This is a genomic window from Mitsuaria sp. CC2 (genome assembly GCF_048957715.1).
Taxonomy (GTDB): domain Bacteria; phylum Pseudomonadota; class Gammaproteobacteria; order Burkholderiales; family Burkholderiaceae_C; genus Roseateles.
This window is the reverse complement of record NZ_JARVXN010000041.1, coordinates 21,444-37,625: the sequence shown is the minus strand read 5'-3', so window position 1 is coordinate 37,625 and position 16,182 is coordinate 21,444. Positions and strand designations below refer to the sequence as shown.

Sequence of the window (16,182 nt, the reverse complement as noted above, 5' to 3'; positions counted from 1 at the left end):
GATCGTCGGGTCAGTGCGTGACCTCATCCCCACGACGATCGACCCGCGCCGTTTTCGACACGGCGTTCCTCTTCAACCGACCAGCGACCACAGCAAGGCCGCATTCGCCCCGGTCACCAGCGCGAAGAGCCCCCAGCTCAGCACCCGCACCAACGGCCCGTTGGCGAATTCGCCCATTACCGCGCGGTCGCCCGTCAGCCGGATCAGCGGCCACATCGCGAAGGGCAGCTGCAGGCTCAGCACCACCTGGCTCGCCACCAGCAACTGCCCGACCGCCTTCTCGCCGAACCACAGCAGCCCCAGGAAGGCCGGCACCAGCGCCAGGAAGCGCGTCGCCAGCCGACGCTGCCAGCACGGGATCTTCAAACGCAGGAAGCCCTCCATCAAGACCTGACCCGCGATCGTGCCGGTGAAGGTCGAGCTCTGACCCGCCGCCAGCAGCGCCACCCCGAACAGCACCGACGCGATAGAGCCGCCCACCAGCGGATCCAGCAGGTGGTACGCGTCCTGGATCTCCGTCACCTCGGTGTGCCCGTGCGCGTGGAAGGCCGTCGCGGCCAGGATCAGGATCGCCGCGTTCACCATCAAGGCCAGCGTCAGCGACACCAGCGTGTCGAGCGTCGACAGCTTGATCGCGTCGCGCTTGGCCGACGCCGTGTTCCCCACGCGCCGCGTCTGCACGATCGATGAGTGCAGGTAGAGGTTGTGCGGCATCACCGTCGCGCCCAGGATGCCGATGGCCAGCAGCAGCGCCTTCGGGTCCTGCACCGCGACGCCGTTGGGCACGAAGCCCCGCGCCACCGCCGCCCAGTCGGGCCCGATCAGGAAGAGCTGCACCGCGTAGCAGACGCCGATCGTCATCACCAGGCCGAGGATGATCGCCTCCACCTGCCGGAAGCCCCGGCCCTTCAGCCCGAGCACGATCACCGTGTCCAGCGCCGCGATGCCGACGCCCGCCAGCAGCGACATCCCGAATAGCAGGTGCAGCGCCAGCGCCGTGCCTAGCACCTCGGCCACGTCGCAGGCGACGATGGCGAGTTCGGCCATCACCCACAGCGGCAGGCGCACCGCGGGCCGGTAGCGCTCGCGGCAGGCCTGCGCGAGGTCAAGACCCGACACCAGCCCCAGCCGCAGTGACAAGGTCTGCAGCAGCATCGCCGCCAGGCTGGACGCCAGCACCACCCACAGCAGCGCATGGCCGAAGCGCGAGCCGGCCTCGATGTCCGTGGCCCAGTTGCCCGGGTCCATGTAGCCGACCGAGACCAGCAGCCCCGGCCCCGCGACGCGCAGCAAGCGCTTCCACAACGGCGCGCCCTCGCGCAGTTCGATCGAGCCGTGGACCTCGGAGGGGCAGAACGGGGCGGTGGCGGTGGTGGGCAGGCCGAGCATGGGGTGGCATTCTCTTCGGAGTCGACGATGTCCGCCGGTCACGGGCACGTCGCACGGGCCGCTATAGTCCCGCCTCCTTCGCAGTTCCGCCTTCCTGTCGCGACCCATGCCCCTGGCCGACATCCGCGCGGCGATCGCCGCCGAGCTGGCCGCGACGCCAGAGTTCTACGATTTCCGCGTGCTGCGCAGCAGCGCCGACGGCGCGCTCTGGCGCGTGACGCTCGAGCCCGACTACGTGTACGCCGAAGGCCAGCGGCCGGGGCAGGCGTCGGCGCACACGCTGCTCGACGAGCGACTCGAAGGCGCCTCCGCCTGGTGGGGCGCGCCGGTCAAGGGCGCGGCAAGCGTGCGCGCCGTCGTGGTCGAGGACGACCAGCTCGTGCTGCAGAACGCCAGCGCGCCGCCGCCGGGCGAAGGCCATCTGCTGCGCGTCTATCCGCCGAGATTCCTGAGCGCCGTGGCCGATGCGTGGGGCGACGACACCTGGGCGCATCGCGCCGCCGGCTGCTGGCCGGGCCTGTCGACGCCCAGACCCAGGGCCGATCCGACCACGCTCGACGGCTCGCCGTTCCGCTGGCTGCGACCCGCGCAGCGCGAGGCGCTGAAGCTCGTCGGCTTCCACGACGCCTTCCTGTGGGGACCGCCCGGCACCGGCAAGACGACCACGCTCGGCGTGCTGCTCGCCGAATACCTCGATCGCCGTCCGGCGGCGCGGGTGCTGCTGCTCTCGACGACCAACCATGCCGTCGACCTCGCGACGATCGCCGTCGACAAGGCGCTGCAGAAGGGGCGGCGCGAGCACCTCAGACCGGCCGTCCAGCGACTAGGTTCACGCTTCGATGCCGATGCCTACGAGGGACGCGGGCATCTGATCCCGTCCTCGGGCATCCCGTCGCCGCAGGTGCTCGCGCAATGCCGGCTCGCGACGATGACGACCACCCGCGCCGCCTTCACGCTGAAGACGCTGCGCGAGCTCTCGCCCGACGGGGAACCACCGTTCGACCTCGTCGTCTTCGACGAAGCCAGCCAGGTGAGCCTGGCCCACGCGCTGGCGCTGATGCCGCTGGGCCGCGCGCGGCTCTTTGCCGGCGACCCGCAGCAGCTCTCGCCGGTGCTGCGCAGCGAGGACCGCCTCGCGCGCCAGTGGCTGGGGCGATCGCCGTTCGCCGCGATGCCGAGAGGTGGGCAGGCCGGGCAGGGCGGTGCCGCGGTGGCCATGCTCGACGAGCAGTCCCGCATGGCCGCTCCGATCGGGGCGTTGGTGAGCGACCTGTTCTACGACGGCGCGCTGCGTGTCGCCGCGGAGGCGCTGGCATCAGAGGACTGGCGGCGCTCGCGCGAGCGCGCGCTCGGCGACGTCCCGGCGGACGTCCACGTGAAGGTGCACCGCATCACGCGCGAGGGCTTCTGGTCCGCGAAGGACCGCGGCCCGATCCGGCGCGAATCCGCCGACGCGATCGCCACGCTGATTGCTCAGGCGCTCGGGAGCGGCGACTGGGCGCCGCACGAGCTCATCGTGCTGACGCCGTTCCGCGCGCAGCGGGCGCTGATCCGGCAGCGGCTGGACGCGCTCGGCGTCGACGACGGCGTGAAGGTCAGCACCGTCCACCGCGCGCAGGGCAGCGAGGCCCCGGTCGTGTTCTTCGACCCGGCCGACGGCACGCAGCCCTTCCTGAAGACGGAAGAGGCGCGCCGGCTGCTCAACGTCGCGCTGAGCCGCGCGCAGGCGAAGGTGGTGATCTGCCTCTCGTCGGCGGACCTGACCAACGAAGTGCTCGCGCCGATCGTGCACCGCATGCGCTTGGCCGGCGATCCGCGCGAGGCGGTGTCCCTGCTGACACTGGCGAAGGCGCCGGACTTCCCGTTCAACACGCGCGGGCTGCGCGTGGCTGCGGGGCGGCTCGTCGGCGAGGTCGACCGCATCGCGCCCGACGGCGCGCGCTTCTGGATCATCAACGAGAAGAGCGGCAACGAGGTGGTCATCGATGCCGGGTTCTGGCGCAGCAAGTAGGCGTCGGATGCAGGCGCAGCGATCGAACGCCGGACAAGAGCGCCGCCGAAGTGGACCTACCAACGACAACGCCCCGCAGAGCGGGGCGTTTCCTGAGCGAAGGCGGCGCCGGGCGGCGTCGCCGTTCAGTCTGCGATCAGACCGGCACGCGGCGCAGCATTTCCACGCCGACGTCGCCGTTGGCGACTTCGCGCAGCGCCGTCACGCCGGGCTTGTTCTTCGACTCCAGCTTCGGCGCGTGGCCTTGGCTCAGCATGCGGGCGCGGTAGGTCGCGGCAAGCACCAGCTGGAAACGGTTCGGGATCTTGGTCAGGCAGTCTTCGACAGTGATGCGGGCCATGCTGGTTCCTGAGAGTCGGGGTTATTCGGTAACGTCGTCGATGAGGTCGAGCGCGCGGAAGACGGTCGACCGGTTGCGGCGTTGGGTCGCGTATTTTAGCCGCTGCGCCTGCACAATCGACTTCAGGTCGAAAATTGCCGTCTCGAACACGGCATTGATGACCACGAAATCGAAGTGCTTGGCCTGCGCCACCTCATGCCGCGCCGTGTTCATCCGCTTGGCGATCACCTCGTCGGCCGTGTCGCCGCGACGGATCAGCCGCTGCTTGAGCTCATCCCAGCTCGGCGGCAGGATGAAGATCAGCACCGCGTGCGGGAACAGCTGCTTGATCTGCAGCGCACCCTGGTAGTCGATCTCCAGCACCACGTCGTCGCCGTGCGCCAGGCGCGCCTCGATCGCCGCCCGCGAGGTGCCGTAGAGGTTGTCATGCACCTCCGCCCACTCGAAGAAGTCGCCCCGGTCGGCCATGGCGCGGAACTCGTCCTTGCTCACGAACAGGTACTCGCGGCCGTGCTGCTCCTGCCCGCGCGGCGCCCGCGAGGTGTGCGACACGGAGACGCTCAGCTTGGCGTCCAGTTCCAGCAGCGCCTTCACAAGGCTGGATTTGCCGGCGCCGCTCGGCGCGGCGACGACGAAAAGATTGCCCGGATATTCCATCCGCCCATTTTAGGGGACAGGCCGTGACCCGCCGTCCGGCGAGTGACCGGGGCGTGTCATGGCGCCCGTCACCGGTGCTCGCCCCATCGCTGGTGAAAACGCCGCCGGCGGCCGAAGATCGGCACATGAGAAGGACTGCCGATCCCCATCTCATGCCGGGTTCCGGTGAGCGTCCGGCGGAGCGCTTCGCCCTGGCGCTGCCGCTGGCAGGCACGCCAGGCCAGGACTATGTCGAGCGTCGCGGCATCCCCTCGGCCATTGCCCGCGCAGCCGGGTTGCGCTTCGATCCGGACTGGGCCGGGCGCCCGGCGGTGCTCGTCGCCTTGCGCGACCACACGGGCGCGATGGTATCGGTGCACGGCCGCTACCTGAACACGCTGCGCGGTCAGGACAAGATGCTGACCATCGGCCCGGGCGGCGGCGTCGTGGACATCGGGAAGCGCAGGGAAACCTGGCACGACGCGAACGATGGACATGATGCGCTCGACGAGCCCTTGATCCTCGTCGAGGGCCTGTTCGACGCGCTGTCGCTCGCCGTCTGCGGTTGCCGCTGCCTGGCCACGATCGGGCGCTGGGCGCCGTGGCTGCCCGAGGCCTGCGCGGATCGGCTGGCGTGGCTGGCCTTCGACGGCAACCGGCCCGGCGAGCACGAGGCCGCCGTGTACGCGGCGCGGCTGTCGCGCGTGCGCCGGCTGCCTCCGCCGCCGCGCTGCAAGGACTGGAACACCGCCCTGTGCAAGCGCGGTCGCGGCGAGGTGTCGCGGTGGCTTCGCCAGCACCTCGCGGCGGTCGATACTGCGATCCCATGAACGAGAAAACCCGCACCGAGATCTACGTCAGCACCGATGTCGAGGTCGACGGCCCCATCCCCGGCCCGCATTCGATGCTGAGCTTCGGCTCCGCCGCGTACCTCGCGGACAAGACGCTCGTGTCGACCTTCTCCGCCAACCTGGAAACGCTGCCCGACGCCACCGGCCATCCCGACACGATGGCCTGGTGGGCCCAGCATCCCGACGCGTGGCAGGCCTCGCGCGTCGATCCGCGTCCGCCGCTGGCCGCGATGACCGAGTACGTCGCGTGGCTGGACGCGCTGCCCGGACAGCCCGTGTTCGTCGGGTATCCGGCGTCCTTCGATTTCATGTTCGTCTACTGGTACCTGATCCGCTTCGCCGGGCGCAGCCCGTTCAGCTTCTCGGCGCTCGACGTGAAGACGATGGCCATGGTGATGCTGCGACGCGACTTCCGCCGCAGCACCAAGAGCGCGATGCCCAGGCGCTGGTTCGACGACCTGCCGCATTCCCACGTCGCGCTTGACGACGCGATCGAGCAGGGCGCACTCTTCTGCAACATGCTCGCGGAAAGTCGCCAGCGCTGAGAGGCGCCGCGCGAGGGCGCCGGCGATCCCGTACATCAGTGGGAGCGCCGGTCGCGGGCCAGGGAGTCAAGCTCATGGATCCGCGACTGCCGGCAACGATGTGCTTTCGCGTGACGCGCTACTGCAACGCGCGCTGCGGCTTCTGCCTCGCGCCGCCAGACGGCGTGCATCCGGACGTCGGGCTGCTGAAGCAACGCGTCGACTGGCTCGTCGCGCACGGCATGCGGACGGTGCACTTCTGCGGCGGGGAACCGACGATCCATCCGGGTCTCGCCGAGTTGCTCGTCCACGCGCGGGCCAGCGGATGCACCACGCGACTCACGACCAACGGCATCGCGCTGCCGGAAGGGCTCCTCGCCGCGCTGCGCGCGACGGGCACCGCCGTGAAGCTGAGCCTGCACGGCGATCAGGCGCATCACGATGCGATCGTCGGCCGACCGGCCTTCGATCTGGCGAGCGCGCATCTGCGCGAGATGCTCGCCGCGCGTGTGCCGACCACGGTGCAGACGACGCTCGTCGCGGGCGGGGAGTGGGTGCTCGACTGGATGGCGGATCACTGCCTCGCGCTCGGCGTGAAGCGGTTGAGCCTGCTGCCGTTCATCCCGCGCGGGAGCGGCGTGCAGACGGAGGAGCGCTACGGCCTGACCACCGCGCAACGCACGCAGCTGCGCGAGCGCGTGCGGCGCAAGCGCCAGGTCTTGCTGGGGAAGCTCGATGTACGGTGGCTCGACTTCGCGTCGCAGGCGCTGCCCGTCGTCGAGGCCGACGGCCGCGTGGTGATGGAGCGGGCGAGCGAGGCGCTGGATACGGTGGTGACCGTGATCCCGGGGGAAGTCGCGCCCCGAAAGAGGGTGGCGGTGCGCGCGGTCGTCTGAGCCTCAGAGGCTCGACATCCGCTGCAGACAGGCGTTGACCGCCGACATCATGAGCTTGACGGTGGTCCGACGGATCGGAAATTCCGTTGCCCGTCGACCGAATGCTGCGGCTTGCTCAGCCATGCTGTCGATCATGGCCTCCGCGAACTGTTTGGTCACGCCGCCTCAGGCGCTCTCCGGGACTTCGAGTCCGCAGTCCCGGGCCAGGTCCGCGTACATGGCCTCGATCGCGCAGACCTCCTTGTGCTCGTTCTGCGAGGGAAACTTCACCAGCCAAGGCTCGCCGGGCGCGTCGCTGTGCGTGCCGACCTGGCCGGTGCGTACGTCATGCTGCACGAGGGCCTTGGGGCGGGCGCCCTGCGGCGACCCGCCGGTCATCGCCAGCTCGCGCAAGGCCGCACCGGTGTCGCCCGCGAGGACACGTTCGCTTTCCTGGGCCAGCGCCAACAGCGTCCAATCCGGCTCTTCGACATCGGCAGCGGTGGCCGGTACGAAGCGAAGCGCGCCCATGGCCCGCTCGCCGATGAAGGCCAGGCGGTCCAGCGGCCCGGGATGTCGAAGGCCTTGCTGGCGGAACAGGCGGTCCATGAGCAGCAGGCCCCAGCCGTCGGGCAGGCTGTCGGCGATCAGGCCGGGGAGCTGGTATTGGTGCGGAGGGAATCCGCCATAGGCCGCGGAACGCAGCTTGAGATGAAGCGGCGACAGCTCCAAGGCTTGCGCCAACGCATCGGGGTGGTATTCGAACAGCAGCCTGCTGCCGTCGTCGGCCAGTCGCCCCAAGGGCCAGTCCTCGCCCCACCCGCAGTAGTGGACGGCGAGTTGTTTCATCGCGCCTCGCAGGAAGGCGACGGGATGGGCAGATCGAGTGTCATGAGGATCTCCGGCGAGGCGCGCGCTGCCGCTGGTCGGCGGCTTCGGCTTGTTCCATCTGGGCGATGGACTGGCGCTTGAGCACGAACAGCTCCTCCAGTTCATCGACCAGTCCAAGCGCTTGCACGACGCGGATCACCGTCTCCAGGGACGACTGCCCGTTGCTCTCCAACTTGCGCAGTGCGCCCAGCGACAGTCCGGCCATCCTGGCCAGCTCCTGCTGAGACAGCTTCTGAGCCAGCCGTTGCGCACGGACGCGTTGTCCAAGCGCCTCAAGGATCTCATGGGCTGTCGCCAGCGTAAATGCCATTTTTATGGTTGCTATCTATGTTTTCGCTTCATAACAAGCATTTTAATGGCATTTGAGGAGGGCGGATCACTCGATGTTCTGCACCTGTTCCTTCATCTGCTCGATGGCGACCTTCATCTCGACCGAGATGTTGGTCAGCTCGATGGCCGCGGCCTTCGAGCCCAGCGTGTTGGCTTCGCGGTGCAGCTCCTGCATCAGGAAGTCCAGGCGCTTGCCGACCTCGCCGCCCTTCTTGAGCAGGCGGTCGATCTCGTCGAGGTGGGCGCGCAGCCGCGTCAGCTCCTCGGCGACGTCGATGCGCAGCGCATAGGCCGCCGCCTCGTTGACGGCGCGCTCCTGCAGCGACTGCTCGGAGATCGTCTGCGTGGCGCCGGTGGCGCTCAGCGCCTCCTGCCAGCGTTCGAGGAAACGTTCCCGCTGACGTTGCACCGCCGCCGGGATCAGCGGCTCGGCCTGTGTGGCGAGGTCCCGCAAAGTGGCGACGCGCTGCTTGAGCATCGTTACCAATTTCCCGCCTTCGCGCTCACGCGCTTCCAGGAATCCCTGGATGCATTGACGCGCTGCGTCGAGCACCGTCTCGTCATTCGCCGAAGCGCCGGTCGCGCCGGTCTTGCACCAGTTCAGCGCTTCCTGGACGCTCAATCCCTGCGCTTTAGGCAGCCAGGATTGCACCTGCGATTCCAGCCGCGAAAGCCGGTTGAGCTGCTCTGGCTGCGGGTTCGGCCACGACGTGTCGGTGTCCTTGTGGGTGTTGATCCTCAGTTCGATCTTGCCCCGCTTGACGCTGCCCGAGACCAGCTCGCGCAGCGCTGGCTCGAGCGAGCGCAGCTCGTCGGGCATGCGGAAACTCAGGTCGAGGAAGCGTCCGTTCACCGAGCGCGCCTCCACCGTGACCGCGGGTGGGGTGGCCGGGCTAGGGGTTTCGCCGGAGTTCGCGGGTTGTGCCGTGGCGCTGGCATAACCGGTCATGCTGTAAACTGGCATCAGCTATCGGTAGAGAAATCGAACCACGATTATGTCAAAGCCGAAACCGGCGCCATTGCCCGCAGGCACGGTGGTGGGGGGCTATCAGATCATCAAGAAACTGGCTGCGGGCGGATTCGGCGTCGTTTATCTCGCCGAAGACCCCGACCATCACTTGGTGGCTCTGAAGGAATACCTCCCGTCGTCCCTTGCAGAACGATCTCCCGGAGAACTCACGCCTCGCGTGAAACCGGAGAAACAGCCCCTCTACCGCCTGGGGCTGCGCAGCTTTTTCGAGGAAGGCCGCTCCCTCGCGCAGATTTCGCACCCGAGCGTCGTCTCGGTGCTGAATTTCCTGCGCGAGAACGAGACCGTCTATATGGTCATGAATTACCTGCAGGGCGATACCTTGCAGGATTTCATCGTGACCGCCCGCGATTTGAAGCGTGACAAGGTGTTCCGCGAATCGACCATCCGGTCGCTCTTCGACGAAATCCTCAAGGGCCTGCGCATCGTGCACCAGCACAAGATGCTGCACCTGGACATCAAGCCGGCCAATATCTTCATCACCAACGACAACAAGGCGGTGCTGCTCGATTTCGGTGCGGCCCGCGAAGTGCTGTCCAAGGAAGGCAACTTCATCCGGCCGATGTACACGCCCGGCTTCGCCGCGCCCGAGATGTACCGCCGCGACGGCTCGCTGGGCCCGTGGACCGACATCTACGCGATCGGCGCCTGCATCTACGCCTGCATGCAGGGTTATCCGCCCAACGACGCGCCGCAGCGCCTGGAGAAGGATCGCCTGGGGCTGTCGCTCTCGCGCCTGCGCAACGTGTATTCCGACAACCTGCTCGAAGTGACCGAGTGGTGCATGTCGCTCGATCCGCTGACCCGTCCGCAGAGCGTCTTCGCGCTGCAGAAGGAACTGTCGCGCGAGACCGAGCGTCGCTACACCAAGCTCAGCTTCAGCGAGCGCCTCAAGCTGCAGCTGGAGAACCTGAAGACCGGGGCCAAGGCGTGAAGTTCTCCGTCTATCAGGTGAGCCGCCGTGGCGGACGGGAGAAGAACGAGGACCGCATGGGGTATTGCTATACCCGCGAGGCCGGTCTCTTCGCCCTCGCCGACGGCATGGGCGGCCATCCGGACGGCGAAGTCGCCGCCCATCTGGCGCTCCAGAACGTCGCGGCGCTGTTCCAGCGCGACGCGCAGCCGGTGATCAAGGAACCTTCGCAGTTCCTGGAGACGGCGGTGCTGCTCGCGCACCAGCAGCTGCTGACCTACGCACAGCAGCGCGGCATGAACGACACGCCGCGCACGACCATCGTCGTCGGGCTGATGCAACAGGGGCAGATCTGGTGGGCGCATTGCGGCGACTCCCGCATGTACCTGCTGCGCGAGACCGAGCTGATCGCCCGCACCCGCGACCATTCCTACAGCGAGCTGCAGGAAGCGCTGGGTCGCCACGCGACCGGCGCCGAACGCTTCAACCGCCACGTGCTGTTCACGTGTCTCGGCAGCCCCGGCAAGCCGATGATCGACGTCAACGGGCCCGTGCTGCTGCAGAACGGCGACCGCATGCTGCTGTGCTCGGACGGGCTGTGGAGCTCGGTCAGCGACGTGGACATCCTGCGTCACATGTCCGACAGCCGCTCGGTCGGCGACGCGGTGCCGGAGCTCGTCGAGCAGGCGCTGCGCCAGGCCGGCGCGCGCAGCGACAATGTCACGGCCCTGGCCGTGGAGTGGGAAGGCGAGGGCGACGCCCCGGATTCCATCTCCACGCAGGACCTCGACCAGGAAGGCTTCGCCTCCACGATCCACGGGGCGACCCAGGACGTGCAGCTCGACGAGGCCGAGATCGATTCCGCCGTGCGCGAGATCCAGGACGCGATCCGCAAGGCCGGCAAGAAGCCCCACTGAACTGTCATTGAAGGACCCGGCCGACGGGTCCCGTCAAAGGAATTTCCCATGAGCAGCAGCGCCACCCGCCCGCAAGGGCGCGCGGCGGACGCCTTGCGTCCGGTCCGCATCACCCGCCACTACACGCGTCACGCCGAAGGGGCCGTGCTCATCGAGTTCGGCGACACCAAGGTGTTGTGCACCGCGTCGGTCGAAGAGAAGGTGCCGCCGCACAAGCGCGGCAGCGGCGAGGGCTGGGTCACCGCCGAATACGGCATGCTGCCCCGCGCCACGCACACCCGCAGCGACCGCGAGGCCGCGCGCGGCAAGCAGACCGGCCGCACGCAGGAGATCCAGCGACTGATCGGCCGCGCGCTGCGCGCGGTGTTCGACCTGTCCAAGCTCGGCGAGCGCACCATCCAGATCGACTGCGACGTGCTGCAGGCCGACGGCGGCACGCGCACCGCGGCGATCACCGGCGCCTACGTGGCCGCCCACGACGCGGTGAGCTGGCTGATCGCGCAGGGCAAGATCGTCGACACGCCGCTGAAGGACGCGGTCGCCGCGATCTCCGTCGGCATCCTGGACGGCCAGGCGCTGCTGGACCTCGAATACGTCGAGGATTCCGCCTGCGACACCGACATGAACGTGGTCATGAACGGTGCGGGACACTTCGTCGAGCTGCAGGGCACGGCCGAAGGCGTCGCGTTCACGCGCGCCGAGGTCGACGTGCTGCTGAACCTGGCCGAGAAGGGCATCCGCGAGCTGCTCGTCGCGCAGCGTGAGGCGCTCGGCCTGAAGTGACTTTCCAGGGAACTCCGCCGGCGGCCCCGTGGGCGGAGACCCGATGAATCCCCAGTAATCTCCGTCGATTGGAGCAAGCGATGAAGTTGGTCCTGGCCTCCAACAATGCGAAGAAGCTGAAGGAACTGCAGGTACTGTTCGAGCCGCTGGGCGTCGAACTCGTGACGCAGGGCAGCCTCGGCATCCCGGAGGCGGAAGAGCCTTTCCACACCTTCGTCGAGAACGGTCTGACCAAGGCCCGCCATGCGGCCAAGGCCAGCGGCCTGCCGGCGCTGGCGGACGATTCAGGCCTGGCGGTCGATGCGCTCGGCGGCATGCCGGGCGTGCTGTCGGCGCGTTATGCGACGCTGTTCGGCCGCGAGAAGAGCGATGCCGAGAACAACCGTGTGCTGCTGGAGAAGCTCGATGGCATCGAGGACCGGCGCGCACGCTTCGTCTGCGCGCTGGTGGCGGTGCGCTCGGCCGACGATCCGGAACCGCTGATCGCGATGGGTCGCTGGCACGGCGAAATCCTGCACGCGCAGGAAGGCGAGGGCGGCTTCGGCTACGACCCGCTGCTGTTCATTCCCGGACTCGGGAAGAGCGTCGCGGCGCTGGGCGCCGAGGCGAAGAACCGCCTGAGCCATCGCGCGCTCGCGTCGCAGGACCTGCTGCGCCAGATGCGCGAGAGCTGGCACCTGGGGCATCCGGGGCACCTGGACTGAGCCGTGGCCGACATCATCCGCATGATGCGGCCCGGCACGCTGACGCTGTCGGCGCTGCCCCCGCTGTCGCTGTACGTGCATCTGCCGTGGTGCATCCGCAAGTGCCCGTACTGCGACTTCAACTCGCATGAATACCGGGACGGGCGCGAACTCGACGTGGAGACTGCGCGCCAGTACCTCGCCGCGCTGCGGTCCGATCTGGAAGCCGCGCTGCCGCTGATCTGGGGCCGCGCCGTCGTGTCGATCTTCATCGGCGGCGGCACGCCCAGCCTGTTCGCGCCGGAGCAGATCGCCGAGTTGATCTCCGACCTGCGCGCGCGGCTGCCGCTGGAGCCCGGCTGCGAGATCACGATGGAAGCCAATCCCGGCACCTTCGAGAAGGACCGCTTCGCCGGCTTCGCGCAGGCGGGCGTGACTCGGCTGTCGATCGGCGTGCAGAGCTTCGACGACGCGAAACTGCATGCGCTCGGGCGCATCCACAGCGGCACGCAGGCGCGCGCGGCGATCGAAGAAGCGGCCCGCTCCTTCGGCACGTTCAACATCGACCTGATGTACGCACTGCCGGGGCAGACGCTGGCGGAGCTCGACCAGGACCTGGACAACGCGCTGGCCTTCGATCCGCCGCATCTGTCGGTCTACCACCTGACGATCGAGCCCAACACGCGCTTCGCGAACGCGCCGCCGGATCACCTGCCCGATCCGGACCTCGCCAGCGACATGCTGGACCTGATCACCGCGCGCACCGGCGCGAAGGGCATGTCGCGCTACGAGGTTTCGGCCTATGCGCGCGACGGCCATCGCTGCACGCACAACAGCAACTACTGGCAGTTCGGCGACTACCTCGGCATCGGGGCCGGCGCGCACACGAAGCTCAGCTTCGCGCACCGGCTGCTGCGGCAGGTGCGCTGGCGCGATCCCGCGACCTTCATGCAGAAGGCCGCCGAGGGTCAGGCCGTGTCCAACGAGAACGAAGTCGCCCGCAACGAGCTGCCCTTCGAGTTCATGCTCAACGCGCTGCGCCTGCGCGAAGGCGTGACGATGCAGAGCTTCCTCGAACGCACCGGGCTGCCGCCATCGGCGATCGCCAAGGCGATGGCGGACGGGCGTGCGAAGGGCCTGCTCGACCCCGATCCGGCCGTGATCCGCGCGACGCCGCGCGGCTTCGACTTCCTCAGCGATCTGCAGGAACTGTTTCTGGCATCGTGACCTTGCCGGGGGCGGGGGCCGTGACGCGGCCCGTCGCCAGGCAGGTCGACGACCCGTCCAGCGCCGCGCGTGACTGCGCGGTCTCCTCGTGCAGCCAGTCGATGAAGGCGCGCACGGCGGGTTCCTCGCGCGACTGCGGCGCGTAGACGATGTGATACCGCTGCGGCTCCTTGAGCATCGCCTGTCGCGGCGCGACGCGCACGAGGCGGCCGTCGAGCAGCGCATCCGCCGCCAGCAGCTCGCGCGTCAGGCCGACGCCCATGCCCTGCTCGGCGGCCTGCAGCAGGATGCCGAAGTCGTTGAAGATCGCGACGGGCACGACCTGGCGCCGCAGGCCGGCCTGCGAGAACCAGTCTTCCCACTGCGCCGGATCGCCGAGCAAGGGCGCCTGGGCCAGCGCCTCCAGCGGCTGCCCGATCAACTGGTGCGCCAGGGCGGGCGACGCCACCGGCAGCATCGACAGGTCGAAGAGCGGTTCACTCGTCAGGCCCGGCCAGGGACCGAGGCCCTGCCGCAACGCGATGTCGAATTTCTCCCGCTCCAGATCGACCAGCCGGGCCGTCGCCTCGATCTCGATCGTCACCTCGGGATGCCGCGCGTGCCAGCGGCCCAGCCGCGGCAGCAGCCAGCGCTGCGCGAAAGAGGGCAGCACCGTCACGCGCAGGCTGCGCTGCCCGACGCCGTGCGCCGAGGTCGCGGCGCGCAGGCCCTGGTCGAGCTCCTGGTAGGCGCGTTCCACGCCGCGCAGCAGCGCGGCGCCGGCGGCGTTCAGCACCACGCGTCGTCCCTGTCGATCGAAGACCGGAAAGCCCAGCTGCAACTCCAGCGCGCGGATCTGCTGGCTCACCGCGGAATGCGTCAGGTTGAGCTCCTCGGACGCGGCGCGCAGGTTCTGGTGCAGCGCGGCGGCGCGGAAGGCGGCCAGGTACTGGAGCGGCAGGCGGGGGAGTCGCATCGGGTGTCCTCCGGCAGAGCGGGAAGGGGAGCGGGAAGGGGAGCGAGGGCGACTGTAGCGACTTGTTGGAAAGTTTGGCTACTCAAGGAGGCAAGGATATAGCGTTTGGAGGGCGTCTGTTGGGCATCTAGCATTACCAGCACTGATCCAGAACTCCCCCCGATGAACGAAGGAACGACCATGAACGAGCCCGACATCACCGCCTGCCTCCAGGCACCCCGACTGGCCACGCGCGCGACGCCGGCGCCTTGCCACGCCTATTCGCCGTGGTCCCGCTTCCCGGTGATCGGCCCGGCGTTGACCGTACTGATCGCGATCCTCTCCGCGCTGGCGCTGGTCTCCAACGCCAACGCATTCAACGACATCAACGCCGAGCTGCAGATCGCCGCCCGCGAGCAGCGCGTCGCGCAGGTCGAAGCGCAGCGCCTGGCGCGCGAGCAGGCCGCGCGCCAGGTGACGCTGGTCGCCGCGGCCAACGATCGCCAGGCGGTCGCGCCCGCACGTGCGCTGCCGGCCGTCAACCGAGCCAACGACCGTGCCAACGAAGAGAAGAAGGGCCGCGCCCGATGAGCGGAAATGCGAACGGGCGCATCGTCGGCGCCCGTGTCGTGGTCGGCGAGGAACTCCCCGCCGGGAAGTGACGATCAGCCGGTGATCACACCCGGTTCATCGACATGCCGGACGTGCTGCGCAGGCGTTCGATCAGCCGGGTGGCGATCTGGTGCAGCGGCAGGACCTCGTCGGCGGCACCGGCGTTGATCGCCTCGCGCGGCATGCCGAAGACGACGCAGGTCGCCTCGTCCTGCACGAGGTTGTAGGAGCCCGCGTCCTTCATCGCCTTCATCGCCTTGGCGCCGTCAGCGCCCATGCCGGTGAGCATGATGCCCAGCGCGTTCTGGCCCACCACGCGCGCGGCGGAGTTGAACAGCACTTCCACCGACGGCTTGTGGCGGTTCACCGCCTCGCCGTCCTGCACGCGGGCGATGTAGTTGGCGCCGGAGCGCTCGACGCTGAAGTGCATGCCGCCCGGCGCGATGTAGCCGTGGCCGGGCAGGATCCGCTCGCCGTCCTGCGCCTCCTTCACTCGGATCTTGCACAGGCCGTCCAGCCGCGCCGCGTAGCTGCGGGTGAAGCCCGCCGGCATGTGCTGCGTGATGCAGACCGCCGGGCAGTCGGCGGGCAGGTTGATCAGCACGTCCTTGGTCGCCTCGGTGCCGCCGGTCGACGCGCCGATGAAGATGATCTTCTCGGTCGACAACCGGCCCAGGCTCGCGATCGGCGAGGCGGGCTTGAGCGGCGGCGTCGCGCCGCCGGTCGCGGCGGCCGTTCCGGACGCGCCGGGCGCCGCGGCCGCACCCGGCGCGTGCAGGCGCCGGATCTGCGCCTTCGCCGCGATGCGGATCTTGTCCGTGATGTCCTGCGCCAGCGCGCGGATGCCGTCGGCCACGCCGATCTTGGGCTTGGCGACGAAGTCCACCGCGCCCAGCTCGAGCGCCTTCAGCGTGACCTCGGCGCCGCGCTCGGTCAGCGTCGACACCATCACGACCGGCATCGGCCGCAGGCGCATCAGGCGCTGCAGGAAATCGAGGCCGTCCATCTTCGGCATCTCGACGTCCAGGGTGATCACGTCGGGGTTGAGGTTGCGGATCATCTCGCGCGCGACCAGCGGGTCGCTCGCCGCGCCGATGCACTGCATGTCGGGCTGGCGGTTGATGATCTCGGTCAGGATGCTCCGCACCAGCGCGGAATCGTCGACGACGACGACGGTGGTCTTGGCCATGTCTTCTTGCTCCTCGGTACTGCCGGGCATGCCGCGGCCTTGCTGCC

The 16,182-nt window shown here is 68.8% G+C and carries 19 protein-coding genes; 10 read left to right on the top strand and 9 right to left on the bottom strand.

Features of this window, described 5'->3' with window-relative positions; translation table 11 throughout:
• Positions 1 to 72: 72 nt before the first annotated feature.
• Complete coding sequence (locus tag PV762_RS25870) at positions 73 to 1,389, bottom strand: Nramp family divalent metal transporter (protein ID WP_421037876.1); 1,317 nt, start codon at positions 1,387 to 1,389, stop codon at positions 73 to 75.
• Between the two features lie 106 nt (positions 1,390 to 1,495).
• Here PV762_RS25870 and PV762_RS25865 point away from each other — a divergent pair, with 106 nt between their 5' ends.
• Complete coding sequence (locus tag PV762_RS25865) at positions 1,496 to 3,400, top strand: DEAD/DEAH box helicase (RefSeq protein WP_421037875.1); 1,905 nt, start codon at positions 1,496 to 1,498, stop codon at positions 3,398 to 3,400.
• Positions 3,401 to 3,536: 136 nt separating this feature from the next.
• Here the strand turns inward: PV762_RS25865 and rpoZ are convergent, their stop codons facing one another.
• Positions 3,537 to 3,740: a DNA-directed RNA polymerase subunit omega gene (gene rpoZ, locus PV762_RS25860; RefSeq protein ID WP_058936171.1), complete on the bottom strand. Its 204-nt coding sequence runs from the start codon at positions 3,738 to 3,740 to the stop codon at positions 3,537 to 3,539.
• Between the two features lie 21 nt (positions 3,741 to 3,761).
• Positions 3,762 to 4,397: a guanylate kinase gene (gmk, locus tag PV762_RS25855; RefSeq protein ID WP_421037874.1), complete on the bottom strand. Its 636-nt coding sequence runs from the start codon at positions 4,395 to 4,397 to the stop codon at positions 3,762 to 3,764.
• 152 nt (positions 4,398 to 4,549) lie between these two features.
• On the opposite strand from gmk, the gene PV762_RS25850 reads away from it, so the two are divergent.
• The 3 genes from PV762_RS25850 (at position 4,550) to PV762_RS25840 (ending at position 6,647) form a co-directional block, all read left to right on the top strand.
• Complete coding sequence (locus tag PV762_RS25850; protein ID WP_421037873.1) at positions 4,550 to 5,206, top strand: DUF7146 domain-containing protein; 657 nt, start codon at positions 4,550 to 4,552, stop codon at positions 5,204 to 5,206.
• Entirely contained in the window at positions 5,203 to 5,772 is a 570-nt protein-coding gene (locus PV762_RS25845) for an exonuclease (RefSeq protein ID WP_421037872.1), read from the top strand. The genes PV762_RS25850 and PV762_RS25845 overlap by 4 nt, the downstream gene beginning before the upstream one ends.
• A gap of 74 nt (positions 5,773 to 5,846) precedes the next feature.
• The gene (locus PV762_RS25840) at positions 5,847 to 6,647 is read left to right on the top strand and encodes a radical SAM protein (RefSeq protein ID WP_421037871.1); all 801 of its coding nucleotides are present in this window, start codon (positions 5,847 to 5,849) and stop codon (positions 6,645 to 6,647) included.
• Positions 6,648 to 6,650: 3 nt separating this feature from the next.
• On the opposite strand, the gene PV762_RS25835 is transcribed toward PV762_RS25840, so the two are convergent.
• The 4 genes from PV762_RS25835 to PV762_RS25820 form a co-directional block, all read right to left on the bottom strand.
• The gene (locus PV762_RS25835) at positions 6,651 to 6,806 is read right to left on the bottom strand and encodes a hypothetical protein (protein ID WP_421037870.1); all 156 of its coding nucleotides are present in this window, start codon (positions 6,804 to 6,806) and stop codon (positions 6,651 to 6,653) included.
• A gap of 6 nt (positions 6,807 to 6,812) precedes the next feature.
• Positions 6,813 to 7,475, bottom strand: a complete 663-nt coding sequence (locus PV762_RS25830) for a type II toxin-antitoxin system HipA family toxin (protein ID WP_421037869.1) — start codon at positions 7,473 to 7,475, stop codon at positions 6,813 to 6,815.
• Between the two features lie 40 nt (positions 7,476 to 7,515).
• Positions 7,516 to 7,827: a helix-turn-helix domain-containing protein gene (locus PV762_RS25825; RefSeq protein WP_421037868.1), complete on the bottom strand. Its 312-nt coding sequence runs from the start codon at positions 7,825 to 7,827 to the stop codon at positions 7,516 to 7,518.
• A 66-nt stretch (positions 7,828 to 7,893) separates the two neighbouring features.
• Complete coding sequence (locus PV762_RS25820) at positions 7,894 to 8,811, bottom strand: YicC/YloC family endoribonuclease (protein WP_421037867.1); 918 nt, start codon at positions 8,809 to 8,811, stop codon at positions 7,894 to 7,896.
• Positions 8,812 to 8,842: 31 nt separating this feature from the next.
• Here PV762_RS25820 and PV762_RS25815 point away from each other — a divergent pair, with 31 nt between their 5' ends.
• The 5 genes from PV762_RS25815 to hemW all read left to right on the top strand — a co-directional run bounded on the left by PV762_RS25815 (position 8,843) and on the right by hemW (position 13,400).
• The gene (locus PV762_RS25815) at positions 8,843 to 9,811 is read left to right on the top strand and encodes a serine/threonine protein kinase (protein ID WP_058936168.1); all 969 of its coding nucleotides are present in this window, start codon (positions 8,843 to 8,845) and stop codon (positions 9,809 to 9,811) included.
• The gene (locus PV762_RS25810; RefSeq protein ID WP_067275106.1) at positions 9,808 to 10,707 is read left to right on the top strand and encodes a PP2C family protein-serine/threonine phosphatase; all 900 of its coding nucleotides are present in this window, start codon (positions 9,808 to 9,810) and stop codon (positions 10,705 to 10,707) included. Before PV762_RS25815 ends, PV762_RS25810 begins: the two co-directional genes overlap by 4 nt.
• Positions 10,708 to 10,755: 48 nt before the next feature.
• Positions 10,756 to 11,490, top strand: coding sequence for a ribonuclease PH (gene rph / locus PV762_RS25805; RefSeq protein WP_421037866.1), 735 nt, complete (start codon positions 10,756 to 10,758; stop codon positions 11,488 to 11,490).
• Between the two features lie 80 nt (positions 11,491 to 11,570).
• Positions 11,571 to 12,194, top strand: coding sequence for an RdgB/HAM1 family non-canonical purine NTP pyrophosphatase (gene rdgB / locus PV762_RS25800; protein ID WP_421037865.1), 624 nt, complete (start codon positions 11,571 to 11,573; stop codon positions 12,192 to 12,194).
• 21 nt (positions 12,195 to 12,215) lie between these two features.
• A complete protein-coding gene (gene hemW, locus PV762_RS25795; protein WP_421037984.1) occupies positions 12,216 to 13,400 on the top strand; it encodes a radical SAM family heme chaperone HemW in 1,185 nt (394 codons plus the stop codon).
• Here the strand turns inward: hemW and PV762_RS25790 are convergent.
• Complete coding sequence (locus PV762_RS25790) at positions 13,366 to 14,355, bottom strand: LysR substrate-binding domain-containing protein (RefSeq protein WP_421037864.1); 990 nt, start codon at positions 14,353 to 14,355, stop codon at positions 13,366 to 13,368. The two genes, hemW and PV762_RS25790, sit on opposite strands and share 35 nt — an antisense overlap.
• A 180-nt stretch (positions 14,356 to 14,535) precedes the next feature.
• Between PV762_RS25790 and PV762_RS25785 the strand changes: the two genes are divergently transcribed.
• Entirely contained in the window at positions 14,536 to 14,925 is a 390-nt protein-coding gene (locus tag PV762_RS25785) for a hypothetical protein (RefSeq protein ID WP_421037863.1), read from the top strand.
• 85 nt (positions 14,926 to 15,010) lie between these two features.
• Here PV762_RS25785 and PV762_RS25780 read toward each other — a convergent pair whose 3' ends face one another.
• Complete coding sequence (locus PV762_RS25780; protein ID WP_421037862.1) at positions 15,011 to 16,135, bottom strand: protein-glutamate methylesterase/protein-glutamine glutaminase; 1,125 nt, start codon at positions 16,133 to 16,135, stop codon at positions 15,011 to 15,013.
• Positions 16,136 to 16,182: the final 47 nt, after the last annotated feature.

Bases quoted from the DNA above. Each gene is read 5' to 3' on its own strand.
- PV762_RS25820 (WP_421037867.1), bottom strand. From the start codon at position 8,811: ATGCCAGTTTACAGCATGACCGGTTATGCCAGCGCCACGGCACAACCC.
- rph (WP_421037866.1), top strand. From the start codon at position 10,756: ATGAGCAGCAGCGCCACCCGCCCGCAAGGGCGCGCGGCGGACGCCTTG.
- PV762_RS25865 (WP_421037875.1), top strand. From the start codon at position 1,496: ATGCCCCTGGCCGACATCCGCGCGGCGATCGCCGCCGAGCTGGCCGCG.
- gmk (WP_421037874.1), bottom strand. From the start codon at position 4,397: ATGGAATATCCGGGCAATCTTTTCGTCGTCGCCGCGCCGAGCGGCGCC.
- PV762_RS25785 (WP_421037863.1), top strand. From the start codon at position 14,536: ATGAACGAGCCCGACATCACCGCCTGCCTCCAGGCACCCCGACTGGCC.
- PV762_RS25825 (WP_421037868.1), bottom strand. From the start codon at position 7,827: ATGGCATTTACGCTGGCGACAGCCCATGAGATCCTTGAGGCGCTTGGA.
- PV762_RS25845 (WP_421037872.1), top strand. From the start codon at position 5,203: ATGAACGAGAAAACCCGCACCGAGATCTACGTCAGCACCGATGTCGAG.
- PV762_RS25815 (WP_058936168.1), top strand. From the start codon at position 8,843: ATGTCAAAGCCGAAACCGGCGCCATTGCCCGCAGGCACGGTGGTGGGG.
- PV762_RS25780 (WP_421037862.1), bottom strand. From the start codon at position 16,135: ATGGCCAAGACCACCGTCGTCGTCGTCGACGATTCCGCGCTGGTGCGG.
- PV762_RS25840 (WP_421037871.1), top strand. From the start codon at position 5,847: ATGGATCCGCGACTGCCGGCAACGATGTGCTTTCGCGTGACGCGCTAC.
- rpoZ (WP_058936171.1), bottom strand. From the start codon at position 3,740: ATGGCCCGCATCACTGTCGAAGACTGCCTGACCAAGATCCCGAACCGT.
- PV762_RS25850 (WP_421037873.1), top strand. From the start codon at position 4,550: ATGCCGGGTTCCGGTGAGCGTCCGGCGGAGCGCTTCGCCCTGGCGCTG.
- rdgB (WP_421037865.1), top strand. From the start codon at position 11,571: ATGAAGTTGGTCCTGGCCTCCAACAATGCGAAGAAGCTGAAGGAACTG.
- PV762_RS25870 (WP_421037876.1), bottom strand. From the start codon at position 1,389: ATGCTCGGCCTGCCCACCACCGCCACCGCCCCGTTCTGCCCCTCCGAG.
- PV762_RS25790 (WP_421037864.1), bottom strand. From the start codon at position 14,355: ATGCGACTCCCCCGCCTGCCGCTCCAGTACCTGGCCGCCTTCCGCGCC.
- hemW (WP_421037984.1), top strand. From the start codon at position 12,216: ATGATGCGGCCCGGCACGCTGACGCTGTCGGCGCTGCCCCCGCTGTCG.
- PV762_RS25830 (WP_421037869.1), bottom strand. From the start codon at position 7,475: ATGAAACAACTCGCCGTCCACTACTGCGGGTGGGGCGAGGACTGGCCC.